Source organism: Gammaproteobacteria bacterium, from assembly GCA_029881255.1.
Classification (GTDB): domain Bacteria; phylum Pseudomonadota; class Gammaproteobacteria; order S012-40; family S012-40; genus JAOUMY01.
Genome location: JAOUMY010000012.1, coordinates 108,717 through 124,992, shown reverse-complemented (window position 1 = coordinate 124,992; position 16,276 = coordinate 108,717). Strand labels below are relative to the sequence as shown.

The window sequence follows — 16,276 nt, the reverse complement described above, 5'->3', positions numbered from 1 at the left end:
CTAAGTTTTATTATTAACTGAAATTGCGCTTTGGCGCTGTACGTACATGGGTGCTGTACAAAGTCAGTCCGGTAAATGCAAGTCCGCCAACCAGATTGCCCAATGCAGTCGGGATTTCATTCCACCAGAAGTAATCCATGACAGAGAAATCACCACCCATAATCATGGCGGAAGGAAATAGAAACATATTTACAACTGAGTGTTCAAAGCCCATAAAAAAGAACAGCATGATAGGCATCCACATCGCCAGTACCTTGCCGCTGACAGTAGTTGAAATCATTGCGCCAACGACACCCATGGAAACCATCCAGTTACACAACATACCGCGAAGAAATATGGTCAACCATCCAGCCATACCATGTTCGGCATAGCCCAACGTACGGGCCTCTCCAATGCCTGCGATCTTTTGACCAACTGCTCCCGGCTCAGTCGTAAAACCATAGGTAAACACGACTGCCATCATCAGTGCGGTAGTCAATGCTCCAGCGAAGTTACCAACAAACACCAGTCCCCAGTTTTTCAATATCGCACCGATCGTGACTCCAGGTCGTTTGTCGAGCCACGCCAACGGCGTAAGAACGAATACTCCTGTGAGTAGATCAAAACCCATCAGATACAACATACAAAATCCAACCGGGAAAAGTACCGCGCCCAGAATTGTCGAGCCTGTTGTTACAGCTACCGTTATTGCAAATACCGCAGCCAGCCCGAGTATAGCGCCTGCCATGTACGCTCTAATTATGGTGTCACGTGTAGACATATAGATTTTTGATTCGCCAGCGTCCACCATCTTGGTGACGAATTCCGAAGGTGCGAGATAAGCCATGTGTTTTTCTCCATCGACAACAAATAAGTTTTTGACGTTTTGATCGTATTGAGAACGACGCTACGTGCAAGCGCTATCGCAAATCACAGGCCAACTTAAAACACGAAACCTATCCTATTGTTTATATTAAACAATAAAGGTTTTTTTGATAAATAAAGGAGAAAAGAATCCACTTGATAAAGCACTGTTACGAAGCATGAATACTACCGCAAGTGCGTTATTGTGGTGCGTCGCTTCCCTGAAGACCAAACACAAGAGAGGCAAATATGATGTTGGATACTGCCATGAATGGAATCGCGATGAGCATACCGATAAATCCAAATAGCGCCCCAAAAATAATGATGCCAAGCAACACCACGAGTGGGTGTAGATTAACGGTATTAGCAATAAGCGTAGGTACAATCACCAGGTTATCGAGCAGTTGTGCCGCCAAAACGACTACGGGAATACCGACCATCATTAAGGTGGTTACCTCATCCCCACCTAGACTCACCAGTAACGGGGGGATAATCGCCAACGGTGGTCCAATATACGGGATGAGATTAAACAGGCCTGTCAGAACACCAAACAGAAAGGCCATATCAACGCCGATTAAATAAAAACCAATACTGGCGAAGACAGCGATAATGCTCGATTGCAACATCACGCCGCGCAGATACTGTTGCAGTTGTCTGGCGACTGCGTGATAGATCAACCACCCTAATTCGAAACCTGCGTTGGGCAGCCAGCCCATAAAACGGTTACGCATATTGCGGTAGTCCCGTAAAAGAAAAAAAGTGATCAGAGGGACAAGAAACAGTGCCATCGCCACCTGCATCATGGTGCCTGCTGAGGAGACAACGATAGAGGCGCCGGTAGACTGAATGTTTTCCAGCGTACGTTTGATAACTTTTTCTGTGTCGAATTCTACGCCCATAGATGCACGTAATGCCTTGCCGAAGGCATCAACAAAGGCAGACAGTTTTTGCCACATCAAAGGAAGTCGTGTCTGTAATTCCTGGATCTGCTCAAGCAGCAAAGGAAAAAGCAGCACTACGCTACCAATAATGAAGATCGTCAGTAGAAGTAAAACTAAGGTAATCGACCAACTATCACTAAACCCATTTCCCTGTAGCTTGGCTACCATGGGATACAAGACAGCATATAGAATAAACGAGGCAGCCAGTGGTAACAGTACGGGCTTGAACACCAGACTGACAACAACCACGACGACGAGCAATAACAGATAAAGCGTCAGTGCTCGCGAAACAGGATGCACGATTACGCTAGCCCACATGTCGTTTCCTCTCGTCGGCGAGCATCTTGTTTGCGTGTAATAGTCGTTTGGCCAGAACATGCGCCAGGTTTGTGCTTAGACGAGCGCCATGTTGCGGTGCTCGCGCAATCCATTCATCCAAATCCGGGCGTAAAAAAAATACGACCTCACAGGGCTCTTTGGCCACCGCATCTGCAGTGCGCCGCTCATCAAGTACGAGTGCAATTTCTCCGAAGAAATCTCCACGCTGTAATGTGGCCAATACCGTGCCCTGATAACTGATTTCTACTGCACCAGAAATAATCATCGCCGCGCCCGCACCTTGGTCACCGTAGCGAAAAATGAATTCCTCGGCGTTAAATTTACGAGGATGCATTACCTTGGCAAGTTTAATTATTTCTCGTTCAGGAATATTGGCAAAGAACGGCGTGCGCGCCCAGAGTGACATGACTTCTTCATACCAGGGCTCTTTTGCGCGAAACAGGCTTCCCCACAGGGATGACGGTTGTTCACTCATGCGACACAGTCTCGATGGAATTAGCGGCGTACTGACTGTATCGGTAACGACAAGCTGAGAATTCAGTTTAACTTTTGTTAAAGCACTTTATTAAGTGCTCTTTATATTTACTCCACAGAATCTTGATTATTATCAACATTCTCTGCACTTTCGACTATTCTTGGCAACACGCGCATCAGACTTTCCACGGCGCCGAGGCCCTCGATTTCAATGACCTGCTCCTTAACCCATCCCTGATTCAAATCCTTCACAAGGTTTTCAATACTATCGCCAAGATAGACCAAAGAAGGGTAAGAGGCCTCGCTTTCATCCCGGGCATCGTCGAAGCGGGCATAGGCGCCGAGAGCTTCATTCATACGTACAATAAATGGCGTGGCGTAATCACCGGCGCCGTGGGCATCAAACTGATTTTCTACCATAGTATTGATCAGCTTTTTTGCCAGGGACTGAATGAACGCATTGCGCTGTTCCTGCGGCAAACGGCTATAAACATAGCGATCGATTTTCTGCATCAGGAAAAACAGATACTCGCCAATCACAGCCAGGGTCTGGGCGGGAAGGTTGACCTTGAATCCCTGCCCTTCCATATGTTTGACGCGATTGACCGCAATAGACCATAAATTAAAGCCCATGACATCGCCGAGTTCCGCAATAGAGCGAGGCTTGTCCTTATTGAACCAACCGGATTTGAGTCTCATAGAAAGTTAATCTGAAATGGATTTATAGGGAACGAACACACCACAACCGATATGACGGAGTGGCCCAAGACCTTTTTGTTGTAAACGTATCGCTTCGTCTTTTTCAAGATCGGCAATCATCAGGCTACGCGTATAGAATTGCTGATCATCCAGTTGAATTTGTCTTCCCTTTCCGGGTAAAAGGCGCTTGGGCCGGATTTCCATATCACGCAGTTTTTCGATTATTCGTGACACAAATGCCGCTTCATCGTCTTCACCAGACACGATATGCCGTGCATACAAAGTCGCAGAAGGCGAAAGCAGTCGTGACTGAGAATGCGTGAGGCGCAGTTCATGTTCTTTGATGTTTAATATCCCGTCCTTGAACGCTGCAAGCAACGCGTCTTCCTGAACTGAAGGGATACGTAATGTCAGTCTGGTCCGACGTGAGAGATACAACGGCGCACTGGGATCATCGTCCATATACCATCCGTTCCCCTCTTCTATGGCATGATTGAGAAAAATCGCCACATCTTCCATCTCTCGCAGTGTCGGAAACAACGTGTACAGAGACTCTGCGAGTAGGGATTCATATTCCTTGCAAAGTGTCTTGCCGGCGACCTTAAAGATCACCTCAATGACATCATCAGGAACACGATAGTGCTGGTTTTTTTCCTGCCACATTGATCTAGTCCAGTTGGCCTATCCATTGGTTAATCGTGTCGGCACAGGATTGTGCTGTATGGACATCGAGATCGATAATCGTGAATCGCTTGCCTTCCTTTATGCGCATACGTAAAAACTGGAATCCGTTTTCGTATTCCACTTTCTGAAAGGTTATTTTCTTGTTAAACGGGGCATCCAATTCGGCTATTTCACTCAGCTTTTCCATCTACTCAATCCTGACTCTGTCGTAATAGCGTGCTCGGTACACCAAACGATGTTGGCCGGTACGCGTGTTGTCTTCAAATGCCGTACGCATATGTAACACGTTATTGCAAATAATGCCCTGCCCTGGCTTCATACGGAACCGAAAGATATAAGGTGAACGTGGGTCATTGAGAATTTGCGTTATCCGTGTTGTAGCCTTCTTAACCATAGGGTCATCCAGCCACTCGATACTACGTGTACGCGCAGTATAACGCATGTGAAGATTCCCGGCTTCATCACTATAAAATACCGGACCCGTTTGAGCTTCTCTTATGACCTTCCCATCCTGTTCATTAGCAGGAATAGTCATCACATTATTACGGGAAAGCGCATCAATGTAACTTGGGTTTTCATCTCGCAGCAGTATATACAGTATCTCCGGGTCCATGACGGCGTTTTCCCCTCCAGACTCCGCGGTACTCACACACTGTAAGATCATCGCGTTAATACGCTGCTCCGGATTATTGTAGTATCCATCGGTGTGCCAATTGATCGCACGTCGTGAATAGGGAATATATTCACCATGCAATTGATCAGGATTAAATCGCAACGCGGCAATGCCTGATTCTTCTGCGCACAAATGCCTGTCGAGGTTTTCAAGACCGAAACGTCTACCTATCTGACGCGGTATATTATCGTCTTCCACACCACCACAGTCCGTCGCATAAAGCGCCATATTGAATTGCTTTATGTTCGTCAATATCTTCGAATATTCATCTTCAGTGATATCAAAAGGATTCGCCAGAGCTGTCACCAATGATGGCGTATTCTCATAGGCCGCCAATTTTTGCCGACGCCAACGCTCATAATCGACCTGGTGCTTTGGTTTTGTAGCGGGTTTCATCAAGGAGGCATGCGGGTTACTGGCTAGTTTGCTGAAAGTTAACATATCACTATAGAGATTTTAGTTGATCAATTTTGGGCTTCAGGCCGTTGAGTCGGAAACTACCGGCTATCGTTTGCAACCGCGATATCCCGATAGGGATAGTTATCGGTCATCATTCCTTTTTACTTATTAATATTAGGCAATATAGTAGAGACAAAATAAAACCAAGTAGTTACATTTCATATCTTAAGGTCTTTATCGCCATTCGCTCTCTCAAGCAATTTGAATTGAAACCATTTGAACCCGTTTTACCTACTCACCCTTACTCAGCATGTGGTTATAATGCAGCTTCGTGTGACTGCTCTGCGTACGCATCCCGCGTCGTTGCTTGGTTCGACATAATCACATGGGTTACTCGTTGCACTGTTGCGACCCAATTCAATATCGAAATGAGAAAAGGTATTGTATCTATCTGAAATAAGGAGATTATATTCGTATATCTCTTTTGGGATATACATCACTTTACCTACCCCTCCCAACAGCGGGGTACTCCTTATGAACTAAATTAACATAGACTAATGTGATTGGATTAGGGGCCCGATGTAAGAGGCTGTCCTGAATCAGTGCAGAGAACGTTCTCAATAAGTTAACTTGTTAGGGGAAGGCTATTATGGCTAAGAAACTTCACGATACACCCAATCTAGATCAATTGGAAAGCGGTCCTTGGCCCAGTTTTGTAACTGGCATCAAGAAACTGGCAGAAAACAATGACATGGCGGTTGACCTGTTGGGTCAATTGGAAGAATCCTACAAGACTCGCAAGGGTTACTGGAAAGGGGGCACAGTTGGTGTCCGCGGTTATGGCGGTGGTGTTATTCCCCGTTTTACCGAATTGAAAGACAAAACTACCGGTAAAGCCGTATATCCCGAGGCTGCCGAATTCCACACCTTGCGTGTTCAGCCACCTGCTGGCATGCACTACAACACCAAAACCCTGCGCGATATGTGTGACGTATGGGAAAAGTATGGCTCTGGTCTGATCGCATTCCACGGTCAATCTGGCGATATCATGTTCCAAGGTGTTTCCACTGACAATGTACAGCCTGCATTCGACGAACTGAATGAAATGGGCTTTGACCTTGGTGGTGCTGGCCCTGCTGTTCGCACTGGCATGTCTTGTGTAGGTGCGGCGCGTTGTGAACACTCTTGTGCGAACGAGCAACTGATTCACCGTACGCTGGTTAACAACTTCCTCGACGAGATGCACCGTCCTTCCCTGCCTTACAAGTTCAAATTCAAAGTTTCGGGTTGTCCTAATGACTGTATGAACGCGATTCACCGTTCAGATATGGCTGTCATTGGAACATGGCGTGACGACATGAAAGTTGATCAGGCGGAAGTAAAGAATTTCATAAATGCGAAGAGCCGCAAATACGTTATCGACAATGTCGTTTCACGTTGCCCGACTAATGCGCTGTCTCTGAACGATGATGACACGCTGGCTGTCGACAACCGCAATTGCGTTCGTTGTATGCACTGTATTAACGTCATGACCAAGGCATTGTCTCCTGGTGATGATCACGGCGTAACCATTCTGATCGGTGGTAAGCGTACGCTGAAGATCGGTGACACCATGGGTACGGTTGTTGTTCCTTTCATGAAGCTGGAAGAAGAAGAAGACTTCGAAGCGCTGACTGAAATGGCTGAAAACATCATCGACTTCTTCGCTGAAAACGCGCTTGAGCACGAGCGTACCGGTGAAATGATCGAGCGCATCGGCCTGGTCAACTTCCTTGAAGGTGTAGGTATCGATGTTGATCCAAACATGGTCAATCATCCACGTCAGAGCTCTTACGTGCGCATGGACACCTGGGCGGAAGAAGCCGAGAAATGGGAACAAAGAAAGAACGCGGGTTAATCCCCCGCGTTTTTTTGTGCAGTAATTCATAATTTTTTGGGAGAGAAATAATGTCTCAAGCACCACGTATGCCGGACGAAACCGGAGTTCCAGATCCGTTTCCCTTTATGCATCCCGTACTGAAGGACAACTTCGGTAACTGGAAATACCATGACCGCCCTCGTCCGGGTGTTCTGCACCACGTATCAAAAAGTGGCGCAGAAGTTTGGACAGTTCGTGCCGGAACGCAGCGTCAGATGGACGTTTTCACCATCCGTAAGCTGGCTGATATAGCCGACAAATTTGCTGATGGATATGTACGCTTCACTATCCGTTCAAACATCGAATATATGGTTAGCGAAGAAAGCAAAGTAGCGCCTCTGATCGAAGCACTTAACAAAGAAGGCTTCCCCGTTGGTGGTACCGGTAACTCTGTGACCATGATTGCCCACACTCAGGGTTGGTTGCATTGCGACATTCCAGGCACTGACGCTTCCGGCGTTGTTAAGGCGCTGATGGATGAGTTGCATGATGAATTCATCAACGAACGTATGCCTAACCGCGTACACATCACGACTTCCTGCTGTCAGATCAACTGTGGCGGTCAAGGTGATATCGCGATCAACGTGCAGCACACCAAGCCACCTAAGATTAATCATGATTTGGTTGCCAATGTGTGTGAACGTCCTTCCGTTGTTGCGCGTTGCCCAGTTGCCGCGATTCGTCCGGCCATGGTTAACGGCAAACCTTCTCTGGAAGTCGATGAGAAGAAATGTATCTGCTGTGGCGCATGTTATCCACCTTGCCCTCCGATGCAGATCAACGATCCAGAACACTCGAAGCTGGCAATCTGGGTTGGTGGTAAGCACTCTAATGCTCGTAGCAAGCCTATGTTCCACAAACTTGTTGCAGCGGATATTCCAAACAACGCACCACGTTGGCCAGAAGCTGCAGAAATCGTTAAGAAGATTCTGCATGTGTATAAGGGAGATGCCCGTGATTGGGAACGCGTTGGTGATTGGATTGAGCGTATCGGTTGGCCGCGTTTCTTCGAACTGACTGAACTGCCGTTCACCAAGTTCCATATCGACAACTGGCGCGGTGCGCGTACCAGCTTGAATGCTTCTACGCACATCCGTTTCTAAGCGGGGTATTCATTTATGAAGTTTGGAATACTAATCAACGAAGGCCCATATACACACCAGGCCTCTGACACTGCCTACAATTTTTGTACGGCAGCGTTAGCGGCGGGCCACGAAATATTTCGCGTGTTCTTTTATCACGATGGTGTCAACAACGGCACGCGTCTGACGGTACCACCGACAGACGATCGTAATATCCAGAAACGCTGGTCTGAACTGGCAGAGAAACACAACATCGATATGGTGTTGTGTATTGCAGCAGCTCAGCGTCGCGGTATCATGGATGAGAACGAAGCGAAACGTCAGGGTCTGGATGCGGACAATATCGCACCAGGTTTCCGTATCTCCGGTCTCGGTCAGTTGATCGAAGCAGGAATACAGTCCGATCGTATGATCACGTTTGGTGATTAAGGTGTTGCTATGTCAGATATAAAAAAGTTTCTTTATCTCAATCGCAAAGCGCCTTACGGAACCATTTACGCTCTTGAGTCGCTTGAAGTTGTACTCATCGGCGCAGCATTCGATCAGGATGTAAGCCTGGCGTTCGTGGGTGATGGGGTCTATCAATTAGTCAAAGGTCAAAAGACCGATGGCGTTGGTATGAAAAACTTCTCGCCAACCTATAAGGCCCTTGGCGACTACGACATCAAAAAGATCTATGTTGAAAAAGAATCTCTTGAGGCACGCGGTCTGAGTATCGAGGATCTTCAGCATCTCACTTGGGAAGATGAAGATGACGATTACGAAGAAAAAGATTCCATACACTTGGTTTCTGCGGCAGAGATGGCTGACATCATCGATACCCAAGATGTTGTTCTGAGTTTCTGAGGTGAACTAGATGGCAATGTTACACACAGTAAATAAATCACCTTTCGAGAAAGACAGTCTCGAAAGCTGCATACGAAATGCAAAGGCAGGTAGCGCCATACTTTTGATCGAAGATGGCGTCTATGGAGCGTTAAACGGTACGAAAATAACTGATCTCGTCCAATCTGCCATGGCATCGGTAAGTTTCTATGCACTTTCCGGTGATCTTGAAGCACGTGGCGTGCGAGGCAAGGTCATGGAAAATATAGAATTGGTCGATTATGCAGGCTTTGTCGAACTTGTTGCAAAACACGATTCAACAACGTCCTGGTTATAAAATCCATTATTAACGCTGAAAGTAGAGGAGTTTTTATATGGCTATTGAGGTAGGTGGAAAGTCTCTTGAGACTGATGAAGAGGGTTATTTGATCAACCTGGACGATTGGAGTGAAGAAGCTGCAGCGCTTTTGGCTCAATCTGAAAATGTTGAAATGACTGAAAGCCATTGGGAAGTTGTTAATTTCCTGCGTGAATACTATGACGAATTCCAGATCGCTCCTGCGGTTCGTGTTCTGACCAAGGCAATTGGTAAGAAGCTGGGCAAAGAAAAAGGAAACAGCAAGTATCTGTACGAACTGTTCCCTTACGGACCTGCTAAGCAGGCATGTAAGATCGCTGGTTTGCCTAAGCCTACTGGCTGTATCTAAATAAGTGTAAGTGGCCGACATGGTCGGCCACTTTAACTGAAAACTAAATAGTATTGAGTCTATGTCAGCATTTATAGCAATTGCCCTTTACCTTGCGACGGCTGTTTTTATTCTAGGCGTGCTTTATCGTATTTCTGTTTACGCCAGAACGCCCGCGCCACTGAAGATTCCTACTATGCCGGCCCCTATGACAAGAAGTGGCGTAGTGGTGCGTTTAATTAAAGAAGTAACAATTTTTCACAGCCTTTTCCGTTCAAATAAATGGATCTGGTTGTTTGGCTGGCTGTTTCATGTTGGCATGCTGATTGTTGTTTTGCGTCATCTGCGCTATTTCCAGGAACCTGTCTGGTGGTGGGTGGAAATGATTCAATGGATAGGCGTCTATGCTGGATTCGCGATGCTCGCTGGGTTACTGGCATTGTGGGCACGCCGTGTTGTGGTTGAGCGTATCCGTTACATTTCTGGCCCATCTGACCATTTAATGCTGGCATTACTGGTTGCTATTGCGCTTTCTGGTCTAGCGATGAAATACGTCACCCATACCGATATCGTGGCGGTAAAGAGTTTTATGCTGGGCCTGATGGTCTTCGAAATTCAGCCTATACCTTCAGATCCGATTTTATATGTTCACCTGCTGTTGGTGGCGACACTATTGCTGGTATTTCCAATCAGCAAACTGTTACATGCGCCAGGTGTATTCTTCAGCCCTTCCCGTAACCAGGTCGATAATTCGCGTGAAAAACGTCATATCGCACCCTGGGCTGCGAAGATGGAAGGCAAGTAGGCGAATTTCTGAGGAGTTAACAGGTGGCCAAAGTCGAATTTGAAACCCCGAAACTGCGCGAATACCCAGTTATACCTTTGCTTAAGGTTGACAGTATGTCGCATAGCAGTCCATTTGTGGCGAAGCCTGAGCATCAGGAACCACTGGGATTTCCGGGTGAGTTAGTGGAAGACTGGAAAGAAAAAGCCATTGAAAAAATGGGCGAGCTTCTAACCAAATATCGTTCACTAAAAGTTTATCTCGACAGCTGCGTTAAGTGCGGTGCATGTACCGACAAGTGCCATTATTTCCAGGGCACCGCTGATCCGAAAAATATGCCGGTAGCGCGACAGGATTTGTTGCGTAAAGTCTACCGTCGTTATTTCACCTTTGCCGGTAAATATTTCCCCAAACTGGTCGGTGCAGAAGATCTCACCGAAGAAGTGCTTGAGGACTGGTATAAATATTTTCATCAGTGTTCACAGTGCCGCCGTTGTTCCGTGTTCTGTCCATACGGCATCGATACTGCTGAAATTTCCATGGCAGCCCGAGAGATCATGGATCACGTCGGAAAAGGCCAAAAATACTGCAACGAAATCATTGGTAAGGTTAAGACCGTCGGCAACAATCTAGGTTTACCCAAGCCTGCCTTGATCAACACGCTGGAAGGTCTTGAAGAAGACATGGAAGAAGATACCGGCGTCGCGGTTCGTATTCCCATCGATCAAAAAGGCGCAGATATACTTCTGGTGACGCCATCCGCAGATTTTTTTGCGGAACCACATATCGACGGTTTGATGGGTTATGCTAAGGTTTTCCATCAGGCAGGTATTAGCTGGACGTTGAGTTCACATGCCTCTGAAGCAGCAAACTTCGGTATGTTCATCGGCAGCTATGATCAGATGCAACAAGTAGCCTCACGTATTCGTCGGGCCGCCGAAGAGCTTGGCGTTAAGCGAATTATCGTTGGCGAATGTGGTCATGCGTGGCGCGTTGCTTATAGCTTCTGGAATACATTGATAGGACCTTTCGATTTTCTCGATAAGCGCTATCCTGTACCGCAGCACATCTGTGAATTCACCTACGACTTGATACAGCGCGGTGCTATCACTCTAGATAAAGAAGCCAACGATCATCGTGTCATCACTTTCCACGATTCCTGTAATGTTGCACGCGCAACCAGCATGGGAAATATGCCAGGCGGACAATTTATAATTCCGCGTGCAGTTATTAAAGCGGCATGCAATCACTACGTGGAAATGAATCCGGATACCACTCATGACAAAACCTATTGTTGTGGTGGTGGCGGCGGACTGTTGACCGACGACTTGATGGAACTACGCGTCAAAGGTGCACTTCCACGTATGGAAGCACTGAAGGACGTGGTCGAGAATCACGGTGTAACCAATGTGGCCGCTATCTGTGCCATATGTAAAGCACAGTTCAGCAAGGTAACACCGTTCTACGGTTTACCAATGGATATGATCGTCAGTGTGCATCAGCTGGTCGGCGATGCCATTGTACTTGGTGATAAACAATTTTAATTGCTCGTTTGAGTTATAGACTGGGAGAAAAGGCATGGCAGTTTCTAAAAACGATGTAAACCACAAGTTGACCTTCCGTCGCTATGAGGATGGCGATTTTGAGCCAGAAGCATGGGACGAGCATATATTTCAAGCGGGCTGGTCACACAAGTGTCCTACCTATGTTCACCGTACACCGCCTTGCCAGGGCAGTTGTCCCGCGGGTGAAGATATTCGTGGTTGGTTAGATATCGTTCGCGGTATGGAAAAGCCCCCCAAAGACGTGAGCATGCAAGAATATGCCTTCCGTCGTTCAACCAATGCCAATCCCTTCCCTTCTATTATGGGTCGCGTATGTCCTGCGCCATGTCAGGACGGCTGTAACCGTAACGAGGTTGAAGACTATGTCGGCATTAACGCTGTTGAGCAGTATATTGGTGACACCGCGCTAACTGAAGGCTTCAAATTTGACGCCCCGGGTGCGGACACGGGTAAGAAAGTGGCTATTATCGGTGGCGGCCCTGCTGGTCTCGCAGCGGCTTACCAACTGCGTCGTTTAGGTCACGGTGCTACCATTTTCGACGACCACTCAGAACTCGGTGGCATGATGCGTTACGGCATTCCTGGCTATCGTACACCACGTGATGTACTCGATGGCGAAATCAACCGTATTTTGGAGATGGGCGTCGAAACTCGTCTTAACGTCCGCGTCGGTAAAGATGTATCCATGGCCGATGTTGAGAAAGAATTTGATGCGGTACTATGGGCGCTCGGCGCACAAGCAGGTCGTCCTCTGCCTATTCCCGGTGCAGAGGCTGACAACTGTATTACAGGTGTTGCCTTCCTCTCTGCGTTTAACGAAGGCCGACTTGATCACGTAACTGGTAAGGTTGTGGTTGTAGGTGGTGGTGATACGTCTATTGACGTTGCCTCTGTTGCCCGTCGTATCGGTAACATTACGCCGAAAGATCCGAAGCAGCGTCCTGAGTACGTTGTACTTGGTCACACAGCTCAAGATGTTGTCTCAGCTGCCAACAAACAAGGTGCCGATGTTACGTTGATCTCACGTCACCCGGTCAGCAACATGACTGCAGCAGAGCATGAGGTACAAGACGCGCTGCGTGAAGGTGTGGAAATCGTTGGTTGTGTTGACCCTGTCGAAGTAGTACTCGGTGACGACGGTCGTGCGATTGGTCTAAAAGTTGCCGATTTTGATGAAAAAACCCATAAAAAAATAGAAGGAACCGAACGTGTACTTGAGGCTGAGCTGATTGTTGCAGCCATCGGTCAGACCGGTGAATTCGAGGGTATCGACGAGCTAAATAACGGCCGTGGTTTGATTGATGCCGATGGCAACTATCAGGTTAAAGGCAAGAAAGGCCACTTCGTGGCTGGCGATATCATCCGCCCTCACCTACTAACTACAGCAATCGGTCAAGCATCAATTGCTGTCGATAGTATTAACGATTACCTGAGCGGCGTTTCCGAATTTGATAAGCGTCCTAAAGTTGATGTTCATCATTTCAATCTGCTCGCCAAGTTGCGTGAAACCGAATTGGCGCCTAGCGACTACACGCCAGGAGAAGTTCGCGGTACTTCCGATATGGACTTCGCCGTACACAATTATGAAGACCGTTCAGAGAAAGAAGTCATCAAATCGAACAAACTGTTCCTTGGTCACTTTGCTTTTACGCCGCGCGTACTACGTGATCACAAAGACGTACACGCTGACGAAGTCTTGGGTCACTTCAAGGAACGTATCGTTTGTTTAACTGAAGAAGATGCCAAGAAAGAAGCAGAACGTTGCATGAGCTGTGGTATGTGCTTCGAGTGTGACAACTGCGTTGTCTACTGCCCTCAGGATGCGGTCAAGAAGACGCCAAGAAAACAATCGACCACTGGTCGTTATGTTTACACCGACTACAACCGTTGTATCGGATGTCATATCTGTGCCGATGTGTGCCCTACTGGTTACATCGATATGGGTCTTGGTGAGTAATAGGGGTTCAAAAATGAAACAGAATGCGGTTAAGAAGCAATTGCGGTTATACCCCTACCTCATAAGCGCGTTGCTGCTTGCCGCATTCTCTGTTTCTTTGGTTCAAGCAGATGTGCCTAAGCCTGATGTGCCGAAAGCCATTAAGGGCGAACAATGTGTCGAAGAGACGGGTTTCATGCGTCGTAATCATATGGAATTACTCAAGCACCAACGCGACGATACCTTGCGCGAAGGTATACGCACAGTAAAGCATAGCCTACAAGGCTGTCTCTCATGCCACGCCGTGAAAGACAGTGACGGTACGTTTGTTAGTGTCAAAAGTGAAAAACATTTTTGTAATAGTTGTCATAGTTATGCGGCAGTCAAGATCGATTGTTTTGGTTGCCACAACTCTAAACCTCAACAACAAGTCAGTCAGAGGAATCCATAGGCATGAGTACATCTGACGAACAAAGCCCTAATTTGCAACGCCGTCGTTTTCTCGCGGTCAGTGCAGCGGCTGCCGGGGTGACCCTCGCTCCCGGCGTAATGATGTTCGAGGTCGCACAGGCCCGTTCTCCTTCTGAAGCAGCATCGCGAGATGTTCGCTGGGGCATGTTAATCGATTCCAATAAATGCAAAACCGGTTGTGATGATTGTGTTTCTGCCTGCGCCAAAGAAAACGGCTGGGCAAATGACACCGCTCCACTAGCACAAAAGCCGCAATGGATACGCAAAGTCAACCTGACACATAAGACCACCGGTCACCAGGCTTCACTGCCTATGATGTGTCAACATTGCGCCGAACCACCTTGTGTGGATGTTTGCCCGACTGGCGCGTCTATGAAACGTGCCGATGGTATCGTTCTCGTCGACAAACATATCTGTATCGGCTGCCGTTATTGCATGATGGCCTGCCCTTACAAGGCACGTTCATTTGTACACGAAATTGTGGATCACGAAGACGCTTACATGCCGCGCGGTATGGGTACTGTCGAAAGTTGTACGATGTGTGTCCATCGTGTCGACAAAGGCGAAATGCCGGCTTGTGTCGAAAGCTGTAAAGAACAAGCCATCATGTTTGGTGATCTGAATGATCCGAACAGCGCGATCAGCAAGCGTTTAAAAGAATACCCCTCACGTCAGGTACGTGCGGATTTGAAACTCAACACTGGTGTCAGATACGAAGGCATATAAGGGATGAAGAAAGTTAATTTCCTGGAAATCGAAGGTAAGAGCGGAGAGTACTTTTTTCTGATAGGCGCTTTGGCTGCCTTGCTTTTGTTAGGCTTAGGTTCCGCCTACTACATGGAACACAACGGCCACATTGTTACCGGTATGAATAACCAGATCGTCTGGGGCATGCCACACGTATTTGCTGTATTCCTGATTGTCGCTGCGTCTGGCGCGCTCAATGTTGCCTCGATCTCTTCAGTATTTGGTAAAACAGCCTATAAACCTCTGGCGCCTTTATCCGGGCTTTTAGCCATGGCATTGCTTGCCGGTGGTTTGATTGTTCTGGTACTCGATCTCGGTCGTCCCGATCGACTCATCGTCGCCATGACTCACTACAATTTCAAATCGATATTCGCCTGGAACATTATTCTCTACAACGGTTTTATGGCCATCGTCTTCGTCTATTTGTGGATGATGATGGAAGGTCAATACAAGAAGCACAGTAAGACCGCCGGTCTCGTTGCCTTTGTTTGGCGGCTGATACTGACCACAGGTACTGGTTCCATCTTTGGTTTTCTGGTTGCACGCCAGGCCTATGATGCAGCGATCATGGCACCGATGTTTATCGTTATGTCTTTCTCATTCGGTCTAGCGGTATTCGTACTCGTACTCATGGCCTCATACAAATGGAGCGGACGTCCTTTAGGTAATTATGTATTGGGTCGTCTACGCAGATTACTCGGCGTTTTCATTGCCGGCGTACTACTGATGGTGTCCATATATCACCTGACGAACTTATATGCTGCAGAACACGGCGACGTAGAGGCGTTTATACTACGTGATGGTGGAATCTACACGTTATTGTTCTGGGGCGTGCAAATTGTCCTAGGCAGCCTGATTCCTCTCGCAATCATTTATAGTCCACAATTGAAAGAATCGGCAAAGTCACTGGGATACGCCGCAGTGCTTGTGTTGATCGGCGGAATTGCGCAAATGTATGTCATCATCATTGGCGGCCAAGCGGTACCTTTGGAAATTTTCCCAGAGTACAACATCTCTAGCAGTTTCTTTGACGGTGTTGTTGGCAGCTATTCTCCAAGTTTGCCTGAAACTCTGCTCGGAATTGGTGGCGTCGCAATTGCCGGTCTGATTGTGAGCATAGGCGTGAAATTGCTAAAATTCCTGCCCGCTGATTTATCGGACGCCGCAGCAAACCCGCATCACAAAGGTTAATGCCTGGCGGCACGAACAG

At 47.5% G+C, this 16,276-nt stretch carries 19 protein-coding genes; 12 read left to right on the top strand and 7 right to left on the bottom strand.

Going from position 1 to position 16,276, the window contains the following annotated elements; genetic code table 11:
- Positions 1-13: 13 nt before the first annotated feature.
- The 7 genes from OEZ43_18320 to OEZ43_18290 form a co-directional block, all read right to left on the bottom strand.
- Positions 14-826 (bottom strand): formate/nitrite transporter family protein, encoded by an 813-nt coding sequence (locus OEZ43_18320; protein ID MDH5547541.1) that lies wholly within the window; start codon positions 824-826, stop codon positions 14-16.
- Positions 827-1,043: 217 nt separating this feature from the next.
- On the bottom strand, positions 1,044-2,102 hold the full coding sequence (locus tag OEZ43_18315; protein MDH5547540.1) for an AI-2E family transporter: 1,059 nt from the start codon (positions 2,100-2,102) through the stop codon (positions 1,044-1,046).
- Positions 2,092-2,598, bottom strand: coding sequence for a cyclic nucleotide-binding domain-containing protein (locus tag OEZ43_18310; GenBank protein MDH5547539.1), 507 nt, complete (start codon positions 2,596-2,598; stop codon positions 2,092-2,094). The genes OEZ43_18315 and OEZ43_18310 overlap by 11 nt, the downstream gene beginning before the upstream one ends.
- Before the next feature lie 107 nt (positions 2,599-2,705).
- Positions 2,706-3,296: a hypothetical protein gene (locus OEZ43_18305; GenBank protein ID MDH5547538.1), complete on the bottom strand. Its 591-nt coding sequence runs from the start codon at positions 3,294-3,296 to the stop codon at positions 2,706-2,708.
- A gap of 6 nt (positions 3,297-3,302) precedes the next feature.
- Positions 3,303-3,959: a hypothetical protein gene (locus tag OEZ43_18300; GenBank protein MDH5547537.1), complete on the bottom strand. Its 657-nt coding sequence runs from the start codon at positions 3,957-3,959 to the stop codon at positions 3,303-3,305.
- A gap of 4 nt (positions 3,960-3,963) precedes the next feature.
- Entirely contained in the window at positions 3,964-4,167 is a 204-nt protein-coding gene (locus tag OEZ43_18295) for a hypothetical protein (protein MDH5547536.1), read from the bottom strand.
- Entirely contained in the window at positions 4,168-5,049 is an 882-nt protein-coding gene (locus OEZ43_18290; GenBank protein MDH5547535.1) for a TauD/TfdA family dioxygenase, read from the bottom strand.
- Positions 5,050-5,701: 652 nt separating this feature from the next.
- On the opposite strand from OEZ43_18290, the gene dsrA reads away from it, so the two are divergent.
- From dsrA to nrfD, 12 genes are all read left to right on the top strand, one after another.
- Positions 5,702-6,949, top strand: coding sequence for a dissimilatory-type sulfite reductase subunit alpha (dsrA, locus tag OEZ43_18285; protein MDH5547534.1), 1,248 nt, complete (start codon positions 5,702-5,704; stop codon positions 6,947-6,949).
- A gap of 50 nt (positions 6,950-6,999) precedes the next feature.
- Positions 7,000-8,073, top strand: a complete 1,074-nt coding sequence (gene dsrB, locus OEZ43_18280) for a dissimilatory-type sulfite reductase subunit beta (protein ID MDH5547533.1) — start codon at positions 7,000-7,002, stop codon at positions 8,071-8,073.
- A 15-nt stretch (positions 8,074-8,088) separates the two neighbouring features.
- On the top strand, positions 8,089-8,481 hold the full coding sequence (gene tusD, locus OEZ43_18275; GenBank protein ID MDH5547532.1) for a sulfurtransferase complex subunit TusD: 393 nt from the start codon (positions 8,089-8,091) through the stop codon (positions 8,479-8,481).
- Positions 8,482-8,490: 9 nt separating this feature from the next.
- Complete coding sequence (gene tusC / locus OEZ43_18270) at positions 8,491-8,898, top strand: sulfurtransferase complex subunit TusC (protein ID MDH5547531.1); 408 nt, start codon at positions 8,491-8,493, stop codon at positions 8,896-8,898.
- 10 nt (positions 8,899-8,908) lie between these two features.
- The gene (tusB, locus tag OEZ43_18265) at positions 8,909-9,214 is read left to right on the top strand and encodes a sulfurtransferase complex subunit TusB (protein MDH5547530.1); all 306 of its coding nucleotides are present in this window, start codon (positions 8,909-8,911) and stop codon (positions 9,212-9,214) included.
- 37 nt (positions 9,215-9,251) lie between these two features.
- Positions 9,252-9,584, top strand: a complete 333-nt coding sequence (locus OEZ43_18260; protein MDH5547529.1) for a TusE/DsrC/DsvC family sulfur relay protein — start codon at positions 9,252-9,254, stop codon at positions 9,582-9,584.
- A 61-nt stretch (positions 9,585-9,645) separates the two neighbouring features.
- Positions 9,646-10,368 (top strand): respiratory nitrate reductase subunit gamma, encoded by a 723-nt coding sequence (locus tag OEZ43_18255; protein ID MDH5547528.1) that lies wholly within the window; start codon positions 9,646-9,648, stop codon positions 10,366-10,368.
- A gap of 23 nt (positions 10,369-10,391) precedes the next feature.
- Positions 10,392-11,891: a (Fe-S)-binding protein gene (locus OEZ43_18250; GenBank protein ID MDH5547527.1), complete on the top strand. Its 1,500-nt coding sequence runs from the start codon at positions 10,392-10,394 to the stop codon at positions 11,889-11,891.
- Between the two features lie 34 nt (positions 11,892-11,925).
- On the top strand, positions 11,926-13,869 hold the full coding sequence (locus tag OEZ43_18245) for an NAD(P)-binding protein (GenBank protein ID MDH5547526.1): 1,944 nt from the start codon (positions 11,926-11,928) through the stop codon (positions 13,867-13,869).
- Between the two features lie 13 nt (positions 13,870-13,882).
- Positions 13,883-14,299 (top strand): Hdr-like menaquinol oxidoreductase cytochrome c subunit, encoded by a 417-nt coding sequence (locus OEZ43_18240; GenBank protein ID MDH5547525.1) that lies wholly within the window; start codon positions 13,883-13,885, stop codon positions 14,297-14,299.
- 2 nt (positions 14,300-14,301) lie between these two features.
- Positions 14,302-15,045 carry a 4Fe-4S dicluster domain-containing protein gene (locus OEZ43_18235; protein ID MDH5547524.1) on the top strand — a complete coding sequence of 248 codons (744 nt, stop codon included), beginning with the start codon at positions 14,302-14,304 and terminating at the stop codon, positions 15,043-15,045.
- A gap of 3 nt (positions 15,046-15,048) precedes the next feature.
- Positions 15,049-16,257, top strand: a complete 1,209-nt coding sequence (gene nrfD, locus OEZ43_18230; protein MDH5547523.1) for a polysulfide reductase NrfD — start codon at positions 15,049-15,051, stop codon at positions 16,255-16,257.
- The last annotated feature ends 19 nt before the right edge of the window (positions 16,258-16,276 follow it).

Coding starts and splice junctions, on each gene's coding strand:
- OEZ43_18320 (MDH5547541.1), bottom strand. CDS start 826: ATGGCTTATCTCGCACCTTCGGAATTCGTCACCAAGATGGTGGACGCT.
- OEZ43_18315 (MDH5547540.1), bottom strand. CDS start 2,102: ATGTGGGCTAGCGTAATCGTGCATCCTGTTTCGCGAGCACTGACGCTT.
- OEZ43_18310 (MDH5547539.1), bottom strand. CDS start 2,598: ATGAGTGAACAACCGTCATCCCTGTGGGGAAGCCTGTTTCGCGCAAAA.
- OEZ43_18305 (MDH5547538.1), bottom strand. CDS start 3,296: ATGAGACTCAAATCCGGTTGGTTCAATAAGGACAAGCCTCGCTCTATT.
- OEZ43_18300 (MDH5547537.1), bottom strand. CDS start 3,959: ATGTGGCAGGAAAAAAACCAGCACTATCGTGTTCCTGATGATGTCATT.
- OEZ43_18295 (MDH5547536.1), bottom strand. CDS start 4,167: ATGGAAAAGCTGAGTGAAATAGCCGAATTGGATGCCCCGTTTAACAAG.
- OEZ43_18290 (MDH5547535.1), bottom strand. CDS start 5,049: ATGAAACCCGCTACAAAACCAAAGCACCAGGTCGATTATGAGCGTTGG.
- dsrA (MDH5547534.1), top strand. CDS start 5,702: ATGGCTAAGAAACTTCACGATACACCCAATCTAGATCAATTGGAAAGC.
- dsrB (MDH5547533.1), top strand. CDS start 7,000: ATGTCTCAAGCACCACGTATGCCGGACGAAACCGGAGTTCCAGATCCG.
- tusD (MDH5547532.1), top strand. CDS start 8,089: ATGAAGTTTGGAATACTAATCAACGAAGGCCCATATACACACCAGGCC.
- tusC (MDH5547531.1), top strand. CDS start 8,491: ATGTCAGATATAAAAAAGTTTCTTTATCTCAATCGCAAAGCGCCTTAC.
- tusB (MDH5547530.1), top strand. CDS start 8,909: ATGGCAATGTTACACACAGTAAATAAATCACCTTTCGAGAAAGACAGT.
- OEZ43_18260 (MDH5547529.1), top strand. CDS start 9,252: ATGGCTATTGAGGTAGGTGGAAAGTCTCTTGAGACTGATGAAGAGGGT.
- OEZ43_18255 (MDH5547528.1), top strand. CDS start 9,646: ATGTCAGCATTTATAGCAATTGCCCTTTACCTTGCGACGGCTGTTTTT.
- OEZ43_18245 (MDH5547526.1), top strand. CDS start 11,926: ATGGCAGTTTCTAAAAACGATGTAAACCACAAGTTGACCTTCCGTCGC.
- OEZ43_18240 (MDH5547525.1), top strand. CDS start 13,883: ATGAAACAGAATGCGGTTAAGAAGCAATTGCGGTTATACCCCTACCTC.
- OEZ43_18235 (MDH5547524.1), top strand. CDS start 14,302: ATGAGTACATCTGACGAACAAAGCCCTAATTTGCAACGCCGTCGTTTT.
- nrfD (MDH5547523.1), top strand. CDS start 15,049: ATGAAGAAAGTTAATTTCCTGGAAATCGAAGGTAAGAGCGGAGAGTAC.